This is a genomic window from Salmonella sp. 32070601201500089SM (assembly GCF_017573605.1).
Classification (GTDB): Bacteria; Pseudomonadota; Gammaproteobacteria; order Enterobacterales; family Enterobacteriaceae; genus Salmonella; species Salmonella enterica.
The window spans coordinates 310,496-329,235 of sequence record NZ_JAGETK010000002.1 but is presented as its reverse complement, the minus strand read 5'-3'; the positions used below and the strand labels follow the sequence as shown (position 1 = coordinate 329,235).

The 18,740-nt window shown below is 52.6% G+C and carries 21 protein-coding genes; 16 read left to right on the top strand and 5 right to left on the bottom strand.

Annotated features, from left to right (window positions below; all coding sequences use genetic code 11):
- Positions 1-3: 3 nt before the first annotated feature.
- The 3 genes from lptE to nadD are packed head-to-tail and all read left to right on the top strand — an operon-like array spanning position 4 to position 2,268.
- A complete protein-coding gene (gene lptE / locus J4728_RS05160; protein WP_001269950.1) occupies positions 4-594 on the top strand; it encodes an LPS assembly lipoprotein LptE in 591 nt (196 codons plus the stop codon).
- A complete protein-coding gene (gene holA, locus J4728_RS05155; protein ID WP_000620491.1) occupies positions 594-1,625 on the top strand; it encodes a DNA polymerase III subunit delta in 1,032 nt (343 codons plus the stop codon). The genes lptE and holA overlap by 1 nt, the downstream gene beginning before the upstream one ends.
- Position 1,626: 1 nt before the next feature.
- Positions 1,627-2,268, top strand: coding sequence for a nicotinate-nucleotide adenylyltransferase (nadD, locus tag J4728_RS05150; protein WP_001518902.1), 642 nt, complete (start codon positions 1,627-1,629; stop codon positions 2,266-2,268).
- Here the strand turns inward: nadD and cobD are convergent.
- Complete coding sequence (cobD, locus tag J4728_RS05145; RefSeq protein WP_208211364.1) at positions 2,243-3,337, bottom strand: threonine-phosphate decarboxylase CobD; 1,095 nt, start codon at positions 3,335-3,337, stop codon at positions 2,243-2,245. The two genes, nadD and cobD, sit on opposite strands and share 26 nt — an antisense overlap.
- Before the next feature lie 96 nt (positions 3,338-3,433).
- On the opposite strand from cobD, the gene J4728_RS05140 reads away from it, so the two are divergent.
- The 11 genes from J4728_RS05140 (at position 3,434) to lipA (ending at position 14,239) form a co-directional block, all read left to right on the top strand.
- Positions 3,434-4,042, top strand: coding sequence for an adenosylcobalamin/alpha-ribazole phosphatase (locus J4728_RS05140; RefSeq protein ID WP_001241922.1), 609 nt, complete (start codon positions 3,434-3,436; stop codon positions 4,040-4,042).
- Positions 4,043-4,370: 328 nt separating this feature from the next.
- Positions 4,371-4,688, top strand: coding sequence for a ribosome silencing factor (gene rsfS, locus J4728_RS05135; RefSeq protein ID WP_001161670.1), 318 nt, complete (start codon positions 4,371-4,373; stop codon positions 4,686-4,688).
- A 3-nt stretch (positions 4,689-4,691) separates the two neighbouring features.
- Positions 4,692-5,159 carry a 23S rRNA (pseudouridine(1915)-N(3))-methyltransferase RlmH gene (gene rlmH, locus J4728_RS05130; RefSeq protein WP_000776107.1) on the top strand — a complete coding sequence of 156 codons (468 nt, stop codon included), beginning with the start codon at positions 4,692-4,694 and terminating at the stop codon, positions 5,157-5,159.
- Positions 5,160-5,189: 30 nt separating this feature from the next.
- Positions 5,190-7,091: a peptidoglycan DD-transpeptidase MrdA gene (gene mrdA / locus J4728_RS05125; protein ID WP_000828700.1), complete on the top strand. Its 1,902-nt coding sequence runs from the start codon at positions 5,190-5,192 to the stop codon at positions 7,089-7,091.
- A gap of 2 nt (positions 7,092-7,093) precedes the next feature.
- Positions 7,094-8,206 (top strand): peptidoglycan glycosyltransferase MrdB, encoded by a 1,113-nt coding sequence (gene mrdB, locus J4728_RS05120; protein ID WP_000131713.1) that lies wholly within the window; start codon positions 7,094-7,096, stop codon positions 8,204-8,206.
- Between the two features lie 10 nt (positions 8,207-8,216).
- A complete protein-coding gene (gene rlpA, locus J4728_RS05115; protein WP_208211362.1) occupies positions 8,217-9,350 on the top strand; it encodes an endolytic peptidoglycan transglycosylase RlpA in 1,134 nt (377 codons plus the stop codon).
- A 139-nt stretch (positions 9,351-9,489) separates the two neighbouring features.
- Positions 9,490-10,701, top strand: coding sequence for a D-alanyl-D-alanine carboxypeptidase DacA (gene dacA, locus J4728_RS05110; protein WP_000858711.1), 1,212 nt, complete (start codon positions 9,490-9,492; stop codon positions 10,699-10,701).
- A 107-nt stretch (positions 10,702-10,808) separates the two neighbouring features.
- Positions 10,809-11,072, top strand: a complete 264-nt coding sequence (gene ybeD, locus J4728_RS05105; protein ID WP_000850547.1) for a DUF493 family protein YbeD — start codon at positions 10,809-10,811, stop codon at positions 11,070-11,072.
- A 99-nt stretch (positions 11,073-11,171) separates the two neighbouring features.
- The gene (lipB, locus tag J4728_RS05100; protein WP_000284009.1) at positions 11,172-11,813 is read left to right on the top strand and encodes a lipoyl(octanoyl) transferase LipB; all 642 of its coding nucleotides are present in this window, start codon (positions 11,172-11,174) and stop codon (positions 11,811-11,813) included.
- Positions 11,814-12,114: 301 nt separating this feature from the next.
- Positions 12,115-13,068, top strand: a complete 954-nt coding sequence (locus J4728_RS05095) for a YbeF family transcriptional regulator (protein WP_001282817.1) — start codon at positions 12,115-12,117, stop codon at positions 13,066-13,068.
- 205 nt (positions 13,069-13,273) lie between these two features.
- Positions 13,274-14,239, top strand: a complete 966-nt coding sequence (lipA, locus tag J4728_RS05090; protein WP_000042640.1) for a lipoyl synthase — start codon at positions 13,274-13,276, stop codon at positions 14,237-14,239.
- An 85-nt stretch (positions 14,240-14,324) separates the two neighbouring features.
- Here lipA and tatE read toward each other — a convergent pair whose 3' ends face one another.
- The gene (gene tatE, locus J4728_RS05085) at positions 14,325-14,528 is read right to left on the bottom strand and encodes a twin-arginine translocase subunit TatE (RefSeq protein ID WP_000503938.1); all 204 of its coding nucleotides are present in this window, start codon (positions 14,526-14,528) and stop codon (positions 14,325-14,327) included.
- 128 nt (positions 14,529-14,656) lie between these two features.
- Positions 14,657-15,445, bottom strand: a complete 789-nt coding sequence (locus tag J4728_RS05080) for a deaminated glutathione amidase (RefSeq protein WP_000495782.1) — start codon at positions 15,443-15,445, stop codon at positions 14,657-14,659.
- Between the two features lie 90 nt (positions 15,446-15,535).
- Between J4728_RS05080 and crcB the strand changes: the two genes are divergently transcribed.
- Entirely contained in the window at positions 15,536-15,919 is a 384-nt protein-coding gene (gene crcB, locus J4728_RS05075; protein ID WP_000939753.1) for a fluoride efflux transporter CrcB, read from the top strand.
- 57 nt (positions 15,920-15,976) lie between these two features.
- Here the strand turns inward: crcB and cspE are convergent, their stop codons facing one another.
- Both cspE and pagP read right to left on the bottom strand, forming a co-directional pair.
- Positions 15,977-16,186, bottom strand: a complete 210-nt coding sequence (cspE, locus tag J4728_RS05070; RefSeq protein ID WP_000034826.1) for a transcription antiterminator/RNA stability regulator CspE — start codon at positions 16,184-16,186, stop codon at positions 15,977-15,979.
- Between the two features lie 187 nt (positions 16,187-16,373).
- Entirely contained in the window at positions 16,374-16,946 is a 573-nt protein-coding gene (gene pagP / locus J4728_RS05065) for a lipid IV(A) palmitoyltransferase PagP (protein WP_001623090.1), read from the bottom strand.
- A gap of 376 nt (positions 16,947-17,322) precedes the next feature.
- Here pagP and dcuC point away from each other — a divergent pair, with 376 nt between their 5' ends.
- Positions 17,323-18,708 carry an anaerobic C4-dicarboxylate transporter DcuC gene (dcuC, locus tag J4728_RS05060; protein WP_208211359.1) on the top strand — a complete coding sequence of 462 codons (1,386 nt, stop codon included), beginning with the start codon at positions 17,323-17,325 and terminating at the stop codon, positions 18,706-18,708.
- The last annotated feature ends 32 nt before the right edge of the window (positions 18,709-18,740 follow it).

Genomic DNA, 18,740 nt, shown 5'->3' with positions numbered 1-18,740 from the left:
AGCGTGCGATATCTGGTAACACTGTTGTTATCTCTGGCGGTGCTGGTCACCGCCGGATGCGGCTGGCATCTGCGTAGCACTACGCAGGTTCCGGCTTCAATGAAAACGATGATCCTCGATTCCGGCGATCCGAACGGTCCGCTAAGTCGTGCGGTACGTAATCAGTTACGGCTGAATAACGTAAACCTGCTTGATAAAGACACAACGCGCAAAGACGTTCCGTCTCTGCGGCTTGGAACGGTGACTATTTCGCAGGATACGGCGTCAGTGTTCCAGGATGGCCAGACGGCGGAATATCAGATGGTAATGACCGTCAATGCCTCGGTATTGATTCCGGGCCATGACATCTATCCTATCAGCACGAAAGTGTACCGTTCGTTCTTCGATAACCCGCAGATGGCGTTGGCGAAGGATAACGAGCAGGCCATGATCGTTCAGGAGATGTATGACAAAGCCGCTGAACAGCTGATTCGTAAGCTGACCAGCGTCCGCGCGGCGGATATTCAGGCGACGAAAGAGGAGGCTACCGCCGACAATGAGACGGCGGCGCCCGCCTCTACGCCAGCACGCGTCTCCACTACGCTGAGTAACTAATGATCAGGTTGTATCCTGAACAACTCCGCGCGCAGCTCAACGAAGGGCTGCGTGCGGCATATCTGCTATTGGGCAACGATCCGCTGCTGCTGCAGGAAAGTCAGGACGCTATTCGTCTGGCGGCTGCGTCGCAAGGCTTCGAAGAGCACCACGCTTTTACTCTCGATCCCAGTACCGACTGGGGATCGCTTTTCTCACTTTGCCAGGCGATGAGTCTGTTCGCCAGCCGTCAAACGCTGGTGCTGCAACTGCCGGAAAACGGGCCTAACGCGGCAATGAATGAGCAACTCGCCACGCTGAGCGAGCTGCTGCATGACGACCTGTTATTAATAGTACGCGGAAACAAACTCACCAAAGCGCAGGAAAACGCCGCCTGGTATACCGCGCTGGCAGACCGTAGCGTTCAGGTCAGTTGTCAGACGCCGGAGCAGGCGCAGCTTCCCCGCTGGGTAGCCGCCAGAGCGAAAGCACAGAATTTGCAACTGGATGACGCCGCGAACCAACTGCTGTGCTATTGCTATGAGGGCAATCTGTTGGCGCTGGCGCAGGCGCTGGAACGGCTGTCGCTGCTTTGGCCTGACGGTAAGTTAACGCTTCCTCGCGTAGAGCAGGCCGTCAATGACGCCGCCCACTTTACCCCTTTCCACTGGGTGGATGCGTTACTGATGGGGAAAAGCAAACGCGCGCTGCATATTCTGCAACAGCTACGCCTTGAAGGCAGCGAACCGGTTATTCTGCTGCGCACCCTCCAGCGAGAGCTGCTGCTACTGGTAAATCTCAAACGTCAGTCCGCGCATACGCCGTTACGCGCGCTGTTTGATAAACACCGGGTCTGGCAAAACCGTCGCCCCATGATCGGCGACGCGTTGCAGCGTCTCCATCCTGCGCAGCTTCGCCAGGCCGTGCAGTTACTGACGCGTACAGAAATTACGCTCAAACAGGATTATGGTCAGTCGGTATGGGCAGATCTTGAAGGGCTGTCGCTCCTGCTCTGCCATAAGGCGCTGGCAGACGTATTTATTGATGGGTGATATGAAATCGTTACAGGCTTTATTCGGCGGCACCTTTGATCCGGTGCATTATGGACATCTTAAACCTGTTGAAACGCTGGCGAATCTGATCGGCTTATCGCGGGTGATTATTATGCCTAACAATGTGCCGCCGCATCGCCCCCAGCCGGAAGCCTCCAGCGCGCAGCGTAAATATATGCTGGAGCTGGCTATCGCCGATAAGCCGCTTTTTACGCTGGATGAACGCGAGCTACAGCGAAACGCGCCCTCTTACACTGCGCAAACGCTGAAAGCATGGCGCGAAGAACAGGGCCCCGAAGCGCCGCTGGCGTTTATTATCGGCCAGGACTCGCTGCTTAACTTCCCCACCTGGCATGATTACGACACCATCCTTGATAACACTCACCTGATCGTTTGTCGTCGTCCGGGCTATCCCCTTGAAATGACGCAGGCGCAACACCAGCAGTGGCTGGAACAGCATCTGACCCATACGCCAGACGATCTGCACCAGTTGCCAGCCGGTAAAATTTACCTGGCGGAAACGCCCTGGCTTAATATCTCCGCAACCCTCATCCGCGAACGGCTGGAAAAAGGCGAGTCCTGCGACGATCTGTTGCCGGAAAACGTGCTGAACTACATCAATCAGCAGGGGTTATACCGGTAAGCACATTGCGCAGCGCCGACAGCAGACGCTCGTTTTGCGCAGCGCTGCGTATCGCCACACGATAATAGCGGCTGTCCAGCCCCGGGTAGTTAGCGCAGCTACGGATTAAAATCCGCTGCGTCAGCAACCGTCGCTGCAGATCAATATCCTCTCGCTCACAGCGTAACAACAGATAGTTTGCCCGCCCGGGATAGACCGTCAGCAGGGGGAGCTGACAAAGCGCCTGATAAAACCGGGCGCCCTCCTCCCGTAACCAATACCAGGTCGCCTGTTGCCAGGCGCTATCCTGTAACGCTACCTCACCGGCCAGCGCCGCCAGCGCGTTAATCGACCACGGCATTTGTTGGCGACGCATCCGCGCTACCGCCGCGTCATCGCTATTGACGAGATATCCCAACCGCAGGCCGGGAATGGCATAAAATTTGGTCAGCGAACGCAGCACCCAGATATGCGGATTATCTTTAAGAGCAGGAATAAAGCCCGCCTCATGCGGAATAAAATCGATAAACGCTTCATCCAGGATCAGGTTAATGTTCAGCGATTTGCAGCGATCGGCAATGGCCTGTAATAACTGCCGCTCCGGCAGCAGGCCGGTAGGATTATTGGGCGTACACAGAAACAGGCAGTCCAGATCGGGCGTCAACGCCTCAAGAATGGCATCGGTAAGCTGCCAGCCATCCGCTTCGCGTAGAGACCAGCGACGAATTTCACAGCCACTTTGCGCCAGCGCCCGGCCATACTCCGCGAAACCTGGCGTGACAATCATTGCACGACGCGGTTTAAGACCGCTCGCCACGGTAAAGATTGACTCCGTCTCGCCATTTCCCGCCAGTATCCACGATGCCGGCACCTGATGATGACGCGCCAGCGCCTGGTGCAAATGAAAATAATCGGCGTCCGGGTAGCGCTCAATGCAGTCCAGATTGTCGATAAGCGCGCGTTTCACGCTGACAGGCATACCCAGCGGATTAATGTTTGCGCTAAAATCCAGTAACTGGTCAGGCGAGATGCCCAACACCGTCGCGGCTTCCCGAATATTACCGCCATGCGCGCTGTTGAATAACGCCATTATGCCTCCGGCCAAAAAACGCTATTTTAGTGAAAAAAACGTTGCGCAATCAGGGGCATTATCATGTTTTGCGCATTTAACCTCATGAGGAATACCATGCGATTGTGGCTGGTGCGTCATGGCGAAACCGAGGCCAATGTCGCCGGGTTGTATAGCGGACATGCTCCCACGCCGTTAACGGAAAAAGGGATTGGCCAGGCGAAAACGCTACATACTTTATTGCGCCACGCGCCATTTGACCGGGTGTTATGCAGCGAGCTGGAGCGCGCGCGCCATACCGCCCGGCTCGTACTGGAGGGCCGGGATGTGCCGCAACACATCTTACCTGAGCTTAATGAGATGTACTTTGGCGACTGGGAAATGCGCCATCACCGCGACCTCACCCATGAAGATGCCGAAAGCTATGCCGCCTGGTGTACGGACTGGCAGAATGCGGTTCCGACCAATGGCGAGGGTTTTCAGGCTTTTACCCGGCGCGTAGAGCGCTTTATCTCGCGACTCGACGCGTTTAGCGATTGCCAGAACCTGCTGATCGTCAGCCATCAGGGCGTACTCAGCCTGTTGATTGCCCGTCTGCTCGCAATGCCCGCCGCCTCGCTATGGCATTTCCGGGTAGAACAGGGATGCTGGAGCGCAATCGACATATGCGAAGGGTTCGCCACCCTGAAAGTATTAAATAGTCGTGCCGTCTGGCGGCCTGAGTGATGAATTTTCCGTTTTTTCTCGCCGCAGCGGTTTCGCCCATTGACAGCCCCCGACAGGCTGTTATTCTCCGCAGCCAGGCTTTTTTCACCTTGCAGAGCTTTGCAGAAATTGTTTTACAAAAATGGCGATGCTTTCTGTGACGTGGGATGGGATGATAATCTGGTTTTAAACGCCGATCCGGCGACATAAGTCCCGGTATCGCCGCTGATTCAGGTATACTACACGGCGTCCCGCCGGAAGGTTAGCGTTAACTCGCAACGCCTTACCGGTCCAGCCTGTTGGCCTTTTTTCTATCGTTATAACGCAATTATTCACCCAGGGGGAAAACTTGCAGGGTAAAGCACTCCAGGATTTTGTTATCGACAAAATTGATGACCTGAAAGGTCAGGACATCATCGCCTTAGATGTTCAGGGTAAATCCAGTATCACCGACTGTATGATTATTTGTACCGGCACCTCCAGCCGTCACGTTATGTCTATTGCCGACCACGTGGTGCAGTCGTCGCGCGCGGCCGGTATGCTGCCGTTGGGCGTCGAAGGCGAAAATGCGGCTGACTGGATTGTCGTCGATCTGGGCGATGTGATTGTGCATGTCATGCAGGAAGAAAGTCGCCGCCTGTATGAACTGGAAAAACTCTGGAGTTAATGCGTGAAGCTGCAACTTGTCGCTGTCGGCACGAAGATGCCCGACTGGGTTCAAACGGGATTTACGGAATATCTGCGTCGTTTTCCGAAAGATATGCCCTTTGAGCTGATCGAAATCCCTGCGGGCAAACGCGGCAAGAACGCGGATATCAAACGCATTCTCGACAAAGAGGGCGAGCAGATGCTGGCCGCCGCCGGTAAGAATCGCATTGTTACCCTGGATATTCCAGGCAAGCCGTGGGATACGCCGCAGTTAGCCAATGAGCTGGAGCGCTGGAAACAGGACGGGCGCGACGTCAGTTTGCTGATTGGCGGCCCGGAAGGATTATCTCCCGCCTGCAAAGCGGCAGCGGAACAGAGCTGGTCGCTCTCGGCGTTAACGCTCCCTCACCCGCTGGTTCGGGTTCTGGTTGCGGAGAGTTTGTACCGGGCGTGGAGCATCACAACCAACCACCCTTATCACCGTGAGTGATCGTGAAGTCTTGAGAAGATTAAGCAGCGGATGAAACGACAAAATTCTTTTCGTGACTATACGGCTGAGTCCGCACTGTTTGTGCGTCGGGCGCTGGTCGCCTTTTTGGGTATTTTGCTGCTGACCGGCGTACTGATCGCCAATTTGTATAATCTGCAAATTCTCCGTTTTACCGATTACCAGACCCGCTCGAACGAAAACCGTATCAAGCTGGTGCCAATTGCGCCAAGTCGCGGGATAATCTACGACCGTAACGGCATTCCCCTTGCGCTGAACCGCACTATCTACCAGATTGAAATGATGCCGGAAAAGGTGGATAACGTTCAGCAAACGCTGGATGCGCTACGCAGTGTGGTCGATTTAAACGACGACGATATCGCCGCCTTTAAAAAAGAGCGCGCCCGATCCCATCGCTTTACTTCTATTCCGGTGAAAACAAACCTGACGGAAGTTCAGGTCGCGCGCTTTGCTGTCAACCAGTACCGTTTTCCGGGCGTCGAAGTCAAAGGCTATAAACGCCGCTATTATCCATACGGATCGGCGCTGACCCACGTTATCGGCTACGTATCGAAAATCAATGATAAAGACGTCGAGCGTCTCGACAGAGAAAACAAACTGGCGAACTACGCCGCCACTCATGACATCGGCAAGCTGGGCATTGAGCGCTACTATGAAGATATTCTGCATGGGCAAACCGGTTATGAAGAGGTTGAAGTCAACAACCGCGGCCGCGTTATTCGCCAGCTTAAAGAGGTGCCGCCGCAGGCCGGACACGATATCTACCTGACGCTGGATCTCAAGCTCCAGCAGTATATTGAAACGCTGCTGGCAGGCAGTCGCGCGGCGGTGATTGTCACCGATCCGCGTACCGGCGGCGTGCTATCGCTGGTCTCCATGCCAAGTTACGACCCTAACCTTTTCGTGGACGGCATCTCCAGCAAAGATTACTCCGGGCTGCTTAACGACCCGAACACGCCATTAGTGAACCGCGCGACTCAGGGTGTCTACCCACCCGCTTCTACCGTTAAGCCTTACGTCGCCGTATCGGCGTTAAGCGCTGGCGTCATCACCCGTAACACCAGTCTTTTCGACCCTGGCTGGTGGCAGTTGCCGGGGTCTGAGAAACGCTACCGCGACTGGAAAAAATGGGGCCACGGGCATCTGAATATCACCAAATCCCTTGAAGAGTCGGCGGATACCTTCTTCTATCAGGTTGCCTATGATATGGGGATCGATCGCCTGTCAGAATGGATGGGTAAGTTCGGCTATGGTCACTATACCGGAATTGATCTCGCAGAAGAGCGCTCTGGTAATATGCCGACCCGCGAGTGGAAACAGAAACGCTTTAAAAAACCGTGGTATCAGGGCGATACGATTCCGGTGGGCATCGGCCAGGGTTACTGGACAGCGACGCCGATTCAGATGAGTAAGGCGCTGATGATCCTTATTAACGACGGTGTAGTTAAAGTCCCGCACCTGTTAATGAGCACCGCGGAAAACGGTAAACAGGTGCCGTGGGTACAGCCGCATGAGCCGCCGGTGGGCGATATTCACTCCGGCTACTGGGAAATTGCGAAAGATGGCATGTATGGCGTCGCCAACCGCCCTAACGGCACGGCGCATAAATATTTTGCCAGCGCGCCCTATAAAATCGCGGCGAAGTCGGGCACCGCGCAGGTCTTTGGCCTGAAGGCCAACGAAACGTACAATGCGCATAAAATCGCCGAGCGCCTGCGCGACCATAAATTAATGACCGCCTTTGCGCCGTATAACAATCCCCAGGTCGCCGTCGCGATCATCCTTGAAAACGGCGGTGCAGGCCCGGCAGTAGGCACAATCATGCGCCAAATCCTTGATCACATCATGCTGGGCGACAACAACACCCATTTGCCTGCGGAAAACCCGGTGGTTGCAGCGGCGGAGGACCAATAATCATGACGGATAATCCGAACAAAAAAACCTTCTGGGATAAAATTCATATCGATCCCACGATGCTACTCATTCTGCTGGCGTTACTGGTTTACAGCGCGTTGGTCATCTGGAGCGCCAGCGGCCAGGACATCGGCATGATGGAGCGTAAAATCGGTCAGATTGCGATGGGGCTGGTGGTCATGGTGGTGATGGCGCAGATCCCGCCGCGCGTGTATGAAGGCTGGGCGCCCTATCTCTATATCATTTGTATCATTCTGCTGGTCGCCGTTGATGCCTTCGGCGCAATATCCAAAGGCGCGCAGCGCTGGCTCGATCTGGGAATCGTTCGCTTTCAGCCTTCGGAAATAGCCAAAATCGCCGTGCCGCTGATGGTCGCCCGCTTTATTAACCGTGACGTCTGCCCGCCCTCGCTGAAAAATACCGCCATCGCCCTGGTATTAATCTTTATGCCTACCCTGCTGGTCGCCGCCCAGCCTGACCTGGGGACGTCTATTCTGGTCGCCCTTTCCGGTCTCTTTGTCCTATTTTTGTCTGGTCTGAGCTGGCGCTTAATTGGGGTCGCCATTGTATTGATCGCTGCATTTATTCCTATTTTGTGGTTTTTCCTGATGCACGATTACCAACGCCAGCGCGTCATGATGCTCCTTGATCCGGAGACCGATCCGCTGGGCGCGGGCTATCATATTATTCAGTCTAAAATCGCCATTGGCTCAGGCGGCCTGCGCGGTAAAGGCTGGCTCCACGGCACCCAGTCGCAGCTGGAGTTTTTACCCGAACGCCATACCGACTTTATCTTCGCGGTACTGGCGGAAGAGCTCGGTCTGGTGGGCATCCTGATTCTGCTCGCGCTCTATATTTTGCTAATAATGCGCGGTTTGTGGATTGCCGCCAGAGCACAAACTACATTTGGTCGCGTGATGGCTGGCGGATTAATGTTAATATTATTCGTTTATGTCTTCGTAAATATTGGTATGGTGAGCGGTATTCTGCCTGTGGTTGGAGTACCTTTACCCCTGGTCAGCTACGGGGGCTCCGCACTGATTGTGCTGATGGCCGGGTTCGGGATTGTGATGTCGATCCACACCCACAGAAAAATGTTGTCGAAAAGCGTATAAGGGGTGCGCAATGCGTAAGCAGTTGCCTGTAATCTGCGTCGCGGCAGGGATAGTACTACTCGCGGCATGTACTAATGACGGCGGTCAGCAGCAAACCACCGTCGCGCCGCAACCTGCGGTATGTAATGGTCCGACTGTGGAAATCAGCGGAGCGGAACCGCGTTATGAACCTCTGAATCCGACCGCAAACCAGGATTATCAGCGTGACGGTAAAAGTTATAAAATCGTTCAGGACCCGTCCCGCTTTAGCCAAGCTGGCCTGGCCGCTATTTATGATGCGGAACCCGGCAGTAATTTAACCGCCTCCGGGGAGATGTTCGATCCGATGCAGCTTACCGCCGCCCATCCGATACTGCCTATCCCCAGCTATGCGCGAATCACCAACCTGGCCAACGGTCGCATGATCGTCGTGCGTATTAACGATCGCGGCCCCTATGGCACCGATCGGGTCATCTCCCTGTCCCGCGCAGCGGCGGATCGTCTGAATACCTCGAATAATACTAAAGTACGGATTGACCCCATTATCGTAGCGCCGGATGGTTCGCTCTCCGGCCCGGGGATGGCCTGTACGACGGTGGCGAAACAGACCTACGCTCTGCCCCCGCGCCCTGATTTAAGCGGCGGAATGGGAAGCGCCTCTTCAGCGCCTGCGCAACCGCAAGGCGACGTTCTTCCGGTCAGTAATTCCACGTTGAAAAGTGACGATACCACCGGCGCGCCGGTGAGCAGCAGCGGCTTCCTCGGCGCGCCGACTACGCTGGCGCCTGGCGTGCTGGAGGGTAATGAACCGACGCCGGCGTCACAGCCAGCGCCGGTTTCCGCGCCGGTGACGGCTCCAGCGACTGCGACGCCGGTGAGCGCGCCTGCTGCCGCGGCCCCGGTATCTGCCCCGGTGAGTGCGCCAGCCGCCGCGGCGAGCGGTCGTTTCGTCGTCCAGGTCGGCGCCGTCAGCGATCAAACGCGTGCGCAGCAATACCAACAGCGTTTAAGCCAGCAGTTCAGCGTACCAGGACGCGTAATACAAAACGGCGCGGTCTGGCGTATTCAACTGGGGCCTTTTGCCAGTAAAGCCGAAGCCAGCGCGTTACAGCAACGTTTGCAAACAGAAGCACAATTACAGTCCTTTATCGCCAGCGCGCAGTAACCGATCGCAGGTATCTGTACTGTCAATTTCTGTAAATGACATTAACAAAGTCACGCGGAAAGTCAGATGCCTGCCAGTTATGCTTTTGCTATAGTAGGGCTCTTTTTTTAATTTCATCACGGACGTCGTAGTTCAGACCATGAAGACCACTTTTTCCGCTCGTTTTATGCAGCGCATGGCGCTCACCACGGCGCTTTGTGCCGCGTTTATCTCAACCGCACATGCCGATGACCTGAATATCAAAACTATGATCCCGGGCGTTCCGCAGATCGATGCGGAATCCTATATCCTGATCGACTACAACTCCGGCAAAGTTCTGGCGGAACAAAACGCCGACGAACGTCGCGACCCGGCTAGTCTGACAAAGATGATGACCAGTTACGTCATCGGACAGGCAATGAAAGCGGGTAAATTTAAAGAAACCGACTTGGTTACCGTCGGTAATGACGCCTGGGCCACCGGCAATCCGGTATTTAAAGGTTCCTCGCTGATGTTCCTCAAACCGGGAATGCAGGTACCGGTCTCTCAGTTGATACGCGGCATCAATCTGCAATCCGGCAATGACGCCTGTGTGGCGATGGCTGATTTCGCCGCCGGTAGCCAGGATGCTTTCGTCGGGCTGATGAACAGCTATGTGAACGCGTTGGGGCTGAAAAATACCCACTTCCAGACCGTACACGGCCTGGACGCCGACGGACAATACAGTTCAGCTCGCGATATGGCGCTGATTGGCCAGGCGTTAATTCGCGATGTGCCTAACGAATATGCCGTTTATAAAGAAAAAGAGTTCACCTTTAACGGCATTCGCCAGTTAAACCGTAACGGTCTGCTGTGGGATAACAGCCTGAATGTGGACGGCATCAAAACCGGCCATACCAGCAAAGCGGGCTATAATCTGGTCGCTTCCGCAACCGAAGGCCAGATGCGATTGATTTCCGCCGTGATGGGCGGACGGACCTATAAAGGCCGTGAAACAGAAAGCAAAAAACTGCTGACGTGGGGCTTCCGTTTCTTTGAAACCGTTAATCCGCTGAAGGCTGGTAAAGAGTTCGCCTCTGAACCCGCCTGGTTTGGTAATACCGATCGCGCCTCGCTGGGCGTTGATAAAGACGTTTACCTGACGATCCCTCGCGGCCGCATGAAAGATTTGAAAGCGAGCTATGTACTGAATACCGCAGAACTGCACGCGCCGCTGCAGAAAAACCAGGTGGTCGGCACCATCAACTTCCAGCTGGACGGTAAAACCATCGAGCAGCGTCCGCTGGTCGTACTGCAAGAGATCCCGGAAGGGAACTTCTTCGGTAAAATCATTGATTACATTAAATTAATGTTCCATCACTGGTTTGGATAAAAATTGAACGCTTGAAAGTGTGATTTTCGTCCCCATATACTATGCATCAGTAAAACTCCCGCCCTGTGGCGGGAGTTGTTATTTTTTTACGTAATGCCGGAGCTGACATGAAAACCAAACTTAACGAACTGCTTGAATTCCCTACGCCATTTACTTACAAAGTAATGGGGCAGGCGTTACCTGAGCTGGTTGATCAGGTGGTTGAAGTGGTACAGCGCCATGCGCCTGGTGATTACTCTCCGACGGTAAAACCGAGCAGCAAAGGCAACTACCACTCGGTCTCTATCACCATTAATGCCACCCATATTGAACAGGTTGAAACGCTGTACGAAGAACTGGGCAATATTGATATCGTGCGAATGGTATTGTAATACATCCAGACGGTTACCCGGTCTTATCCGGGTAACTCCCCGCCTCCCCCGCTGTGATATACTTTCCTCTCTTTTTTCATTCTCTACGGAGATGCCGTTTTGTATCAGGATAAAATCCTTGTCCGCCAGCTCGGCCTTCAGCCCTATGAAGCTATCTCTCAGGCCATGCATAACTTTACCGATATGCGCGATGAAAACAGCCATGATGAAATCTGGTTGGTTGAGCATTACCCGGTGTTTACCCAGGGCCAGGCCGGTAAAGCGGAACATATATTGATGCCTGGCGATATTCCCGTTGTGCAGAGCGATCGTGGAGGACAGGTGACCTATCATGGTCCGGGCCAACAGGTAATGTACGTTTTACTTAACCTGAAACGACGTAAACTGGGCGTGCGTGATTTAGTCACCCTACTTGAACAGACCGTGGTGAATACGCTGGCTGAAATTGGTATTGAGGCGCATCCGCGCGCCGATGCGCCGGGCGTCTATGTGGGTGAAAAGAAAATCTGCTCGCTGGGTTTACGTATCCGTCGCGGCTGCTCATTCCACGGTTTAGCGCTAAACGTTAACATGGATCTTTCTCCTTTCCTACGCATCAACCCGTGTGGTTATGCCGGCATGGAAATGGCCAAAATAACGCAGTGGAAGGAAGACGCTACCACGGATAATATTGCGCCCCGCTTGCTGGCGAATATTTTAGCTCTGCTAAATAATCCACCGTATGAATATATTGCTGCTTAATGCGTAAAATATAATGGCCCAAGAAATTTATGGGTCATTAATCATATATGATTTGAATGCTTTACTTCTCCCCCCGCTTTCTATATTTTCGTTATATCCCTGCTGTAGCCGCCAGGCGGCATGGCCTCTTCAGTCCTCATGATGAGGAATTTTCCGTGACCAAAATCCCGGCCTTGCTGTTACTTATCTTATTGAAATGACTAAAAATACATTCATAAGAGTAATTTTAAAACCAACCCATAAATGCAAAATATACTATTTCATCTATTATTCATAATACGAATGAATTCGGAGCCAGAGCGTGAGTGATAATAATCAGGCAGAAAGACAACCGGCCGATCAACACCTACAGGACAAACCGCAAATTTTCAGAACACTGAGAAATATTGACCTCAATCTGTTGACGATTTTCGAGGCCGTATATGTCCATAAAGGGATCGTCAATGCAGCGAAAATTCTTAACCTGACGCCGTCAGCCATTAGCCAGTCCATTCAAAAATTAAGGACTATATTTCCCGATCCGCTGTTTATTCGCAAAGGCCAGGGCGTAACGCCCACGACGTATGCTACGCATCTGCACGAATACATCAGCCAGGGGCTGGAATCTATTCTTGGCGCCCTGGATCTTACGGGCAGCTATGATAAGCAACGCACCATTACAATTGGCACGACGCCTTCGGTCGGCGCGCTAGTGATGCCGATTATTTACCAGGCCATCAGGCCGCGTTATCCTCAGCTTTTGCTGCGCAACATTCCGGTAGACGATGCCGAAAGCCAGCTTAGTCAGTTTCAGACCGATCTCATTATCAATACCCATAGCTATAACAACCGGAGCATTCAGCATCACGTCCTGTTTAGCGATACGCTTGAGATTGTCTGCCGCCAGCATCATCCGTGTCTGGCGAACGCCATTACTGAAGAGAGACTGAACAGCGCGGATCACACCTTTCTGATGCTGGAGGGACAACATCTTTCCCTGCTGCGCCAGCGACTGCAGGAGACATTTCCCGATCAGCAAATCAGTTTTAGCAGCTACAATATTTTTACCATTGCCTCGCTGATCGCCAGCAGCGATCTGCTGGGACTGATGCCCACCCGCTTCTACGACTTATTTAGCCGTTGCTGGCCGCTTGAACGCCTTCCCTACGCGCCGGTGAATAGTGAACAGGTCGAGTTCTCGCTGCATTACAATAAACTGAGTCTGCGCGATCCGGTGCTGGAGAACGTCATTGATATCATCCGTGAGGCGTTCTGACAAAAATGTTGCATTCAGGTCACGGAAGATATGGGCAAACAGCACAAAACAACAACTATTTTACATTTTGCCGGGCTGTCAGGCTGCTTTATGGCCCTTATCAATGATATACTGCGTGTCACAAATTCAAAAATAGTTGATAAATACAACTTTCCCTTGAATTGAAACGCTTTCCTTCGTTATTCGCAACTGGAACACGCACGCTATGAGTAAACCCATTGTGATGGAACGCGGTGTAAAATACCGCGATGCCGATAAGATGGCTCTTATCCCGGTTAAAAATGTGGTCACAGAGCGCGACGCTCTACTACGTAAACCGGAATGGATGAAAATAAAACTTCCGGCGGATTCTACCCGTATCCAGGGCATCAAAGCCGCAATGCGCAAAAATGGCCTGCATTCTGTCTGCGAGGAAGCGTCTTGCCCAAACCTGGCTGAATGTTTCAACCACGGTACCGCTACGTTTATGATCCTTGGCGCCATTTGCACTCGCCGCTGTCCGTTCTGTGATGTCGCCCATGGCCGCCCCGTTGCGCCGGATGCGGAAGAGCCGCAGAAACTGGCGCAAACGATCGCCGACATGGCGCTACGCTATGTGGTCATCACCTCTGTCGACCGTGACGATCTGCGTGACGGCGGTGCCCAGCATTTTGCTGACTGCATCACTGCCATCCGTGCCAAAAGCCCGGAGATAAAAATAGAGACGCTGGTGCCAGACTTCCGTGGACGTATGGATCGCGCGCTGGATATCCTTAACGCGACGCCGCCGGATGTGTTTAACCACAACCTGGAAAACGTGCCGCGTATTTACCGCCAGGTTCGTCCGGGCGCCGATTACAACTGGTCGCTGAAATTACTGGAACGCTTCAAAGAAGCACACCCGGAAATTCCGACAAAATCGGGTCTGATGGTGGGCTTAGGCGAAACCAATGCGGAAATCATTGAGGTTATGCGCGACTTACGCCGTCACGGCGTTACCATGCTGACGCTTGGTCAGTATCTACAGCCAAGCCGCCATCACCTGCCGGTACAGCGTTATGTCAGCCCGGAAGAGTTTGACGAGATGAAAGCGGAAGCTCTGGCGATGGGCTTTACCCATGCCGCCTGTGGCCCCTTTGTACGTTCTTCGTACCATGCTGATCTCCAGGCCAAAGGCATGGAAGTGAAATGATCGTGTAATAGACGCTTACATTTCAGGCAAAAAAAACCGGCAACTTGCCGGTTTTTTTACTCTGCGGAGCAAGCGCATCGCGCTATTACTCTTTGTGCGAGAGTTTTTCAGCCTGAACGCTACCGTCGACGTCTTTCTTAACGCCCGCGTCTTCATCGTTCATTGCTTTCTTGAATCCTTTAATCGCCGTGCCCAGGTCTCCGCCCAGCGTACGTAACTTCTTGGTACCAAACAGCAGAACAACCAGTGCGGCAACCACCAGCAGTTTGGTAATACTAATCTCACCCATAGATACCTTCTTCACTAAAAACAGGCTGCGTAACGCGCCGGATTAACCTGAGAATATTAACGGTCTTTCGACGCGCGCACACAATAGCAATCTGTAACAAGGTGAATCAAGCTTTGCGTAAAAAAACATCATAATAATTGCGGTGGCGCAAATCGTCGTTGCTGCAAAAGAGGAAGTTGCTCCCGCACCTGATCTATTCGTTCTCTGAATATTTCCGCGACGATCAGCGCCGGACGATCGGCTGCCGCGGCTATCGTTACCCCCAACGGATCGATAATACGACTTTGACCAATATTACGATTACCACACTCCCCGGCCGCAATCATATAGCAGGTGGTATCCAGCGCTCTCGCCGCCAGCAACGTAGACCACTGCTGCTCTTTCAACGGGCCGCGAACCCAGCCCGTCGGCAGCGCCAATACGTCAGCCCCCTGTAAAGCCAGCGCTAACGCCATGTCCGGAAAGCGCAGGTCATAACAGGTCATAAGCCCTACCTTAACCCCCTCCACGTCCAGCACAGGCGCGATAACGGTTCCGGCATCAATACTTTGGGATTCTTGCATCGAAAACGCATCATAGAGATGCAGCTTCGCGTAACGCGCGACAATGTGACCCGCCCGTAGCGCCACCAGCATATTAACCGCCCGTCCAGGCGTTGACGGGACAAGGATAGTGAATATCGTCGTCATATTATTATGAGCGCTTTCTTCCAGAAGCCGCGTCATAAACGCGCCATCCAGCGGCTGCGCGGCGCGAATCGGCAGGTCAAGGTCGATGTCATTTCGCGCTAATATCCCCTCAGGCAACACCAGAAGCGATACGCCGCGGCCCGCCGCCTGAGCCATTAACGAAACGCAAACTTGCGCATTCTCTTCCCATACAGAACTCACCACAAACTGCCCGGCTGCAACGAACATATCCCCTCCCACACCTCTGTCAGGACTCGCCAATTATGCGTATTCGGCGTTACACTCCTCTTGTATAGCAATTAAATAAAGGATTCGGCAGTGTTACAGCTTCTTTTAGCAGTTTTTATCGGCGGTGGAACGGGGAGCGTAGCCCGGTGGATGCTAAGTATGCGTTTTAATCCGCTTCATCAGGCGATTCCCATCGGTACGCTAACAGCAAATTTGCTTGGCGCGTTTATTATCGGCATGGGGTTCGCCTGGTTTAACCGCATGACACATATCGATCCGATGTGGAAAGTGCTCATTACGACCGGCTTTTGCGGCGGCCTGACGACCTTTTCTACTTTTTCTGCTGAAGTGGTATTCTTGCTGCAAGAGGGGCGCTTTGGCTGGGCGCTGCTGAATGTGCTGATTAACCTGTTGGGTTCGTTTGCCATGACGGCGCTGGCATTCTGGCTATTTTCCGCCGCAGCGGCGCGTTAAGCGCAAAAAAAACCCGCCGAAAGGGCGGGTTTTGAAATCTTGCTGTCGGACGTATGCTTACAGAGCAGTTACGTTTGCAGCGGAAGGGCCTTTGGCACCGTTAGTGATTTCGAACTCTACGCGCTGACCTTCAGCCAGAGTTTTAAAACCATTGGTCTGGATTGCAGAGAAGTGTACGAACACGTCTTTGCTGCCATCTTCCGGAGTAATGAAACCGAATCCTTTGGATTCATTAAACCACTTAACGTTACCTTTAATCTTAGACATCAAAATTACCTTTACATGAAAAATAGACACAAATGCTGTGTCGGATACCAGTACAACAATTGTGATGCATTTTGTCCAGTCGAACTTTGCGAAAAAGTGATAAATATCGCGTTAATTTTTAGCTAACTCTAGCTACTTATTGTTTTTTAAGACTTTTTAATTCACAACTGAAGCATGCCCTTCCCCATCAAAACTGGAAACGCATCCAGGCGAAATAGACGTTTCCGTTGTTATACGAACCCGGAATGTAGGTCATCTGAAAGGTAGCGGGACCATAGCCTATCGACGCTAAAGGCAACAGCACAGGGATGGGAATATAATTCCAGTTGTCGCGCGCGGTAACGCCTGCGGTAAAGCCCAGTCCCAGACGAAAATTATCGTCTTCCAGCGGTCGCCAGGTTTTTTCCCAGCCATAACCGCCTATGGGTTCCCATTTGTTAAATGAATCTTTAAAGGCCATCATATAGAGGCCATGCCAGTTGCCTTTATCGTCCCAGCGCGACTGACCAAAACCAACGCCCCACGGCCGTTCGTTATAGCGATCCGTTTTCTCTTTATCGTAGGCAAAGCGCGCATGCCAGGTAATGGCGGGGACATACAAATCATAATGCTCAGGCTGTCGCCACGTTTCTGCGACGTTATCGGTAAACGTGTTAAACCACCCTTTATCCGCCGCAGAGACTGAAGGAATAGCCAGCCATGGCATAACAAGGAGAGCAATAATAAGAAAATACTTTCTGATAATCATCACAACAGCCATACCGTTCAAAAATTCGACTGTGATAATAACAACATTAACCTGAATAAAATCTTAACAAACTATAAACAGAGAATAATCTGAGAGAGTATCGGGTTAACGGCGTTTGATTTAGCACTCAGAACCGTCGCGCTCCTTAATAAGCTTTCACAAAAAACACAAAACAAAGCACAACAAATAAAACAATAAAATAACAATAAATTAATACTTATAGCACTACAGAAAATTCGTATAAGCATATTTCATCTTTAGCGATGACATGAAAAAATAACCGCGCCGTGATTTTAATCAGTAAGGCGCCATCCTTTATTCGGTACATTTTTATACCACTTTTGTGGTTCTTATTTTTACTCTGGGTGTCGATAAGACAGGGGAAACAATGCTAACAGTTATAGAGCTCCTTATCGGAGTCGTCGTTATTGTGGGTGTAGCGCGCTACATCATTAAGGGATATTCCGCCACTGGCATTTTATTTGTCGGCGGTCTGGTTCTGCTTATTATCAGCGCGCTGATGGGGCATAAGGTATTACCTGCCAGCGAAACCAGTACCGGCTATACCGCAACAGATATTGTTGAATACATCAAAATCTTGCTTATGAGTCGCGGCGGCGATCTTGGCATGATGATCATGATGCTGTGCGGCTTTGCCGCCTATATGACGCATATCGGCGCAAATGATATGGTCGTGAAGCTGGCGTCGAAACCTTTACAGTACATAAACTCGCCCTACCTGTTGATGATTGCCGCCTATTTTGTCGCCTGCCTGATGTCGCTGGCCGTCTCTTCCGCGACGGGGCTTGGCGTACTGCTCATGGCTACTCTCTTCCCGGTGATGGTCAACGTCGGCATTAGCCGCGGCGCGGCGGCGGCTATTTGCGCCTCTCCGGCCGCCATTATCCTCTCGCCAACGTCTGGCGATGTGGTTTTAGCCGCAAAAGCGGCGGAGATGCCGTTAATCGATTTTGCGTTCAAAACCACGCTGCCGATTTCCATCGCCGCCATTATCGGTATGGCGATTGCGCACTTTTTCTGGCAACGCTATCTGGATAAAAAAGAGAACATTTCACATGAGATGCTGGACGTGGCGGAGATTACCACCACGGCCCCGGCGTTTTATGCCCTTTTGCCGTTCACGCCCATTATCGGCGTACTGATTTTTGACGGTAAATGGGGGCCGCAGTTGCACATTATTACCATTCTGGTGATCTGTATGCTGCTGGCCGCCGTGCTGGAATTCGTGCGCGGCTTCAACACGCAAAATGTGTTTTCCGGCCTGGAAGTGGCTTATCGCGGCATGGCGGATGCGTTTGCCGGCGTTGTGATGCTGCTGGTCGCGGCGGGCGTTTTCGCCCAGGGGCTGAGCACCATTGGCTTTATCCAAAGTCTGATCTCGATTGCCACTTCTTTTGGCTCCGCCAGCATTATTCTGATGCTGGTCTTAGTGATTTTAACCATGCTGGCCGCGATGACCACCGGTTCAGGCAATGCGCCTTTTTACGCCTTTGTTGAGATGATCCCTAAACTGGCGCACTCCTCCGGTATCAACCCAGCCTATTTATCCATCCCAATGCTGCAAGCCTCAAACCTGGGGCGCACGATTTCGCCGGTCTCCGGCGTCGTGGTCGCTGTCGCCGGGATGGCTAAAATATCACCGTTTGAAGTGGTGAAGCGCACGTCCGTTCCGGTCATCGTCGGTCTGTTGATCGTCATTATCGCCACGGAAATTATGGTGCCAGGCGCCTCTTCCGCCGTTACTGGCGGCTGATAGCCGGTAAGCCGGGGCGAGGGAAAACATCG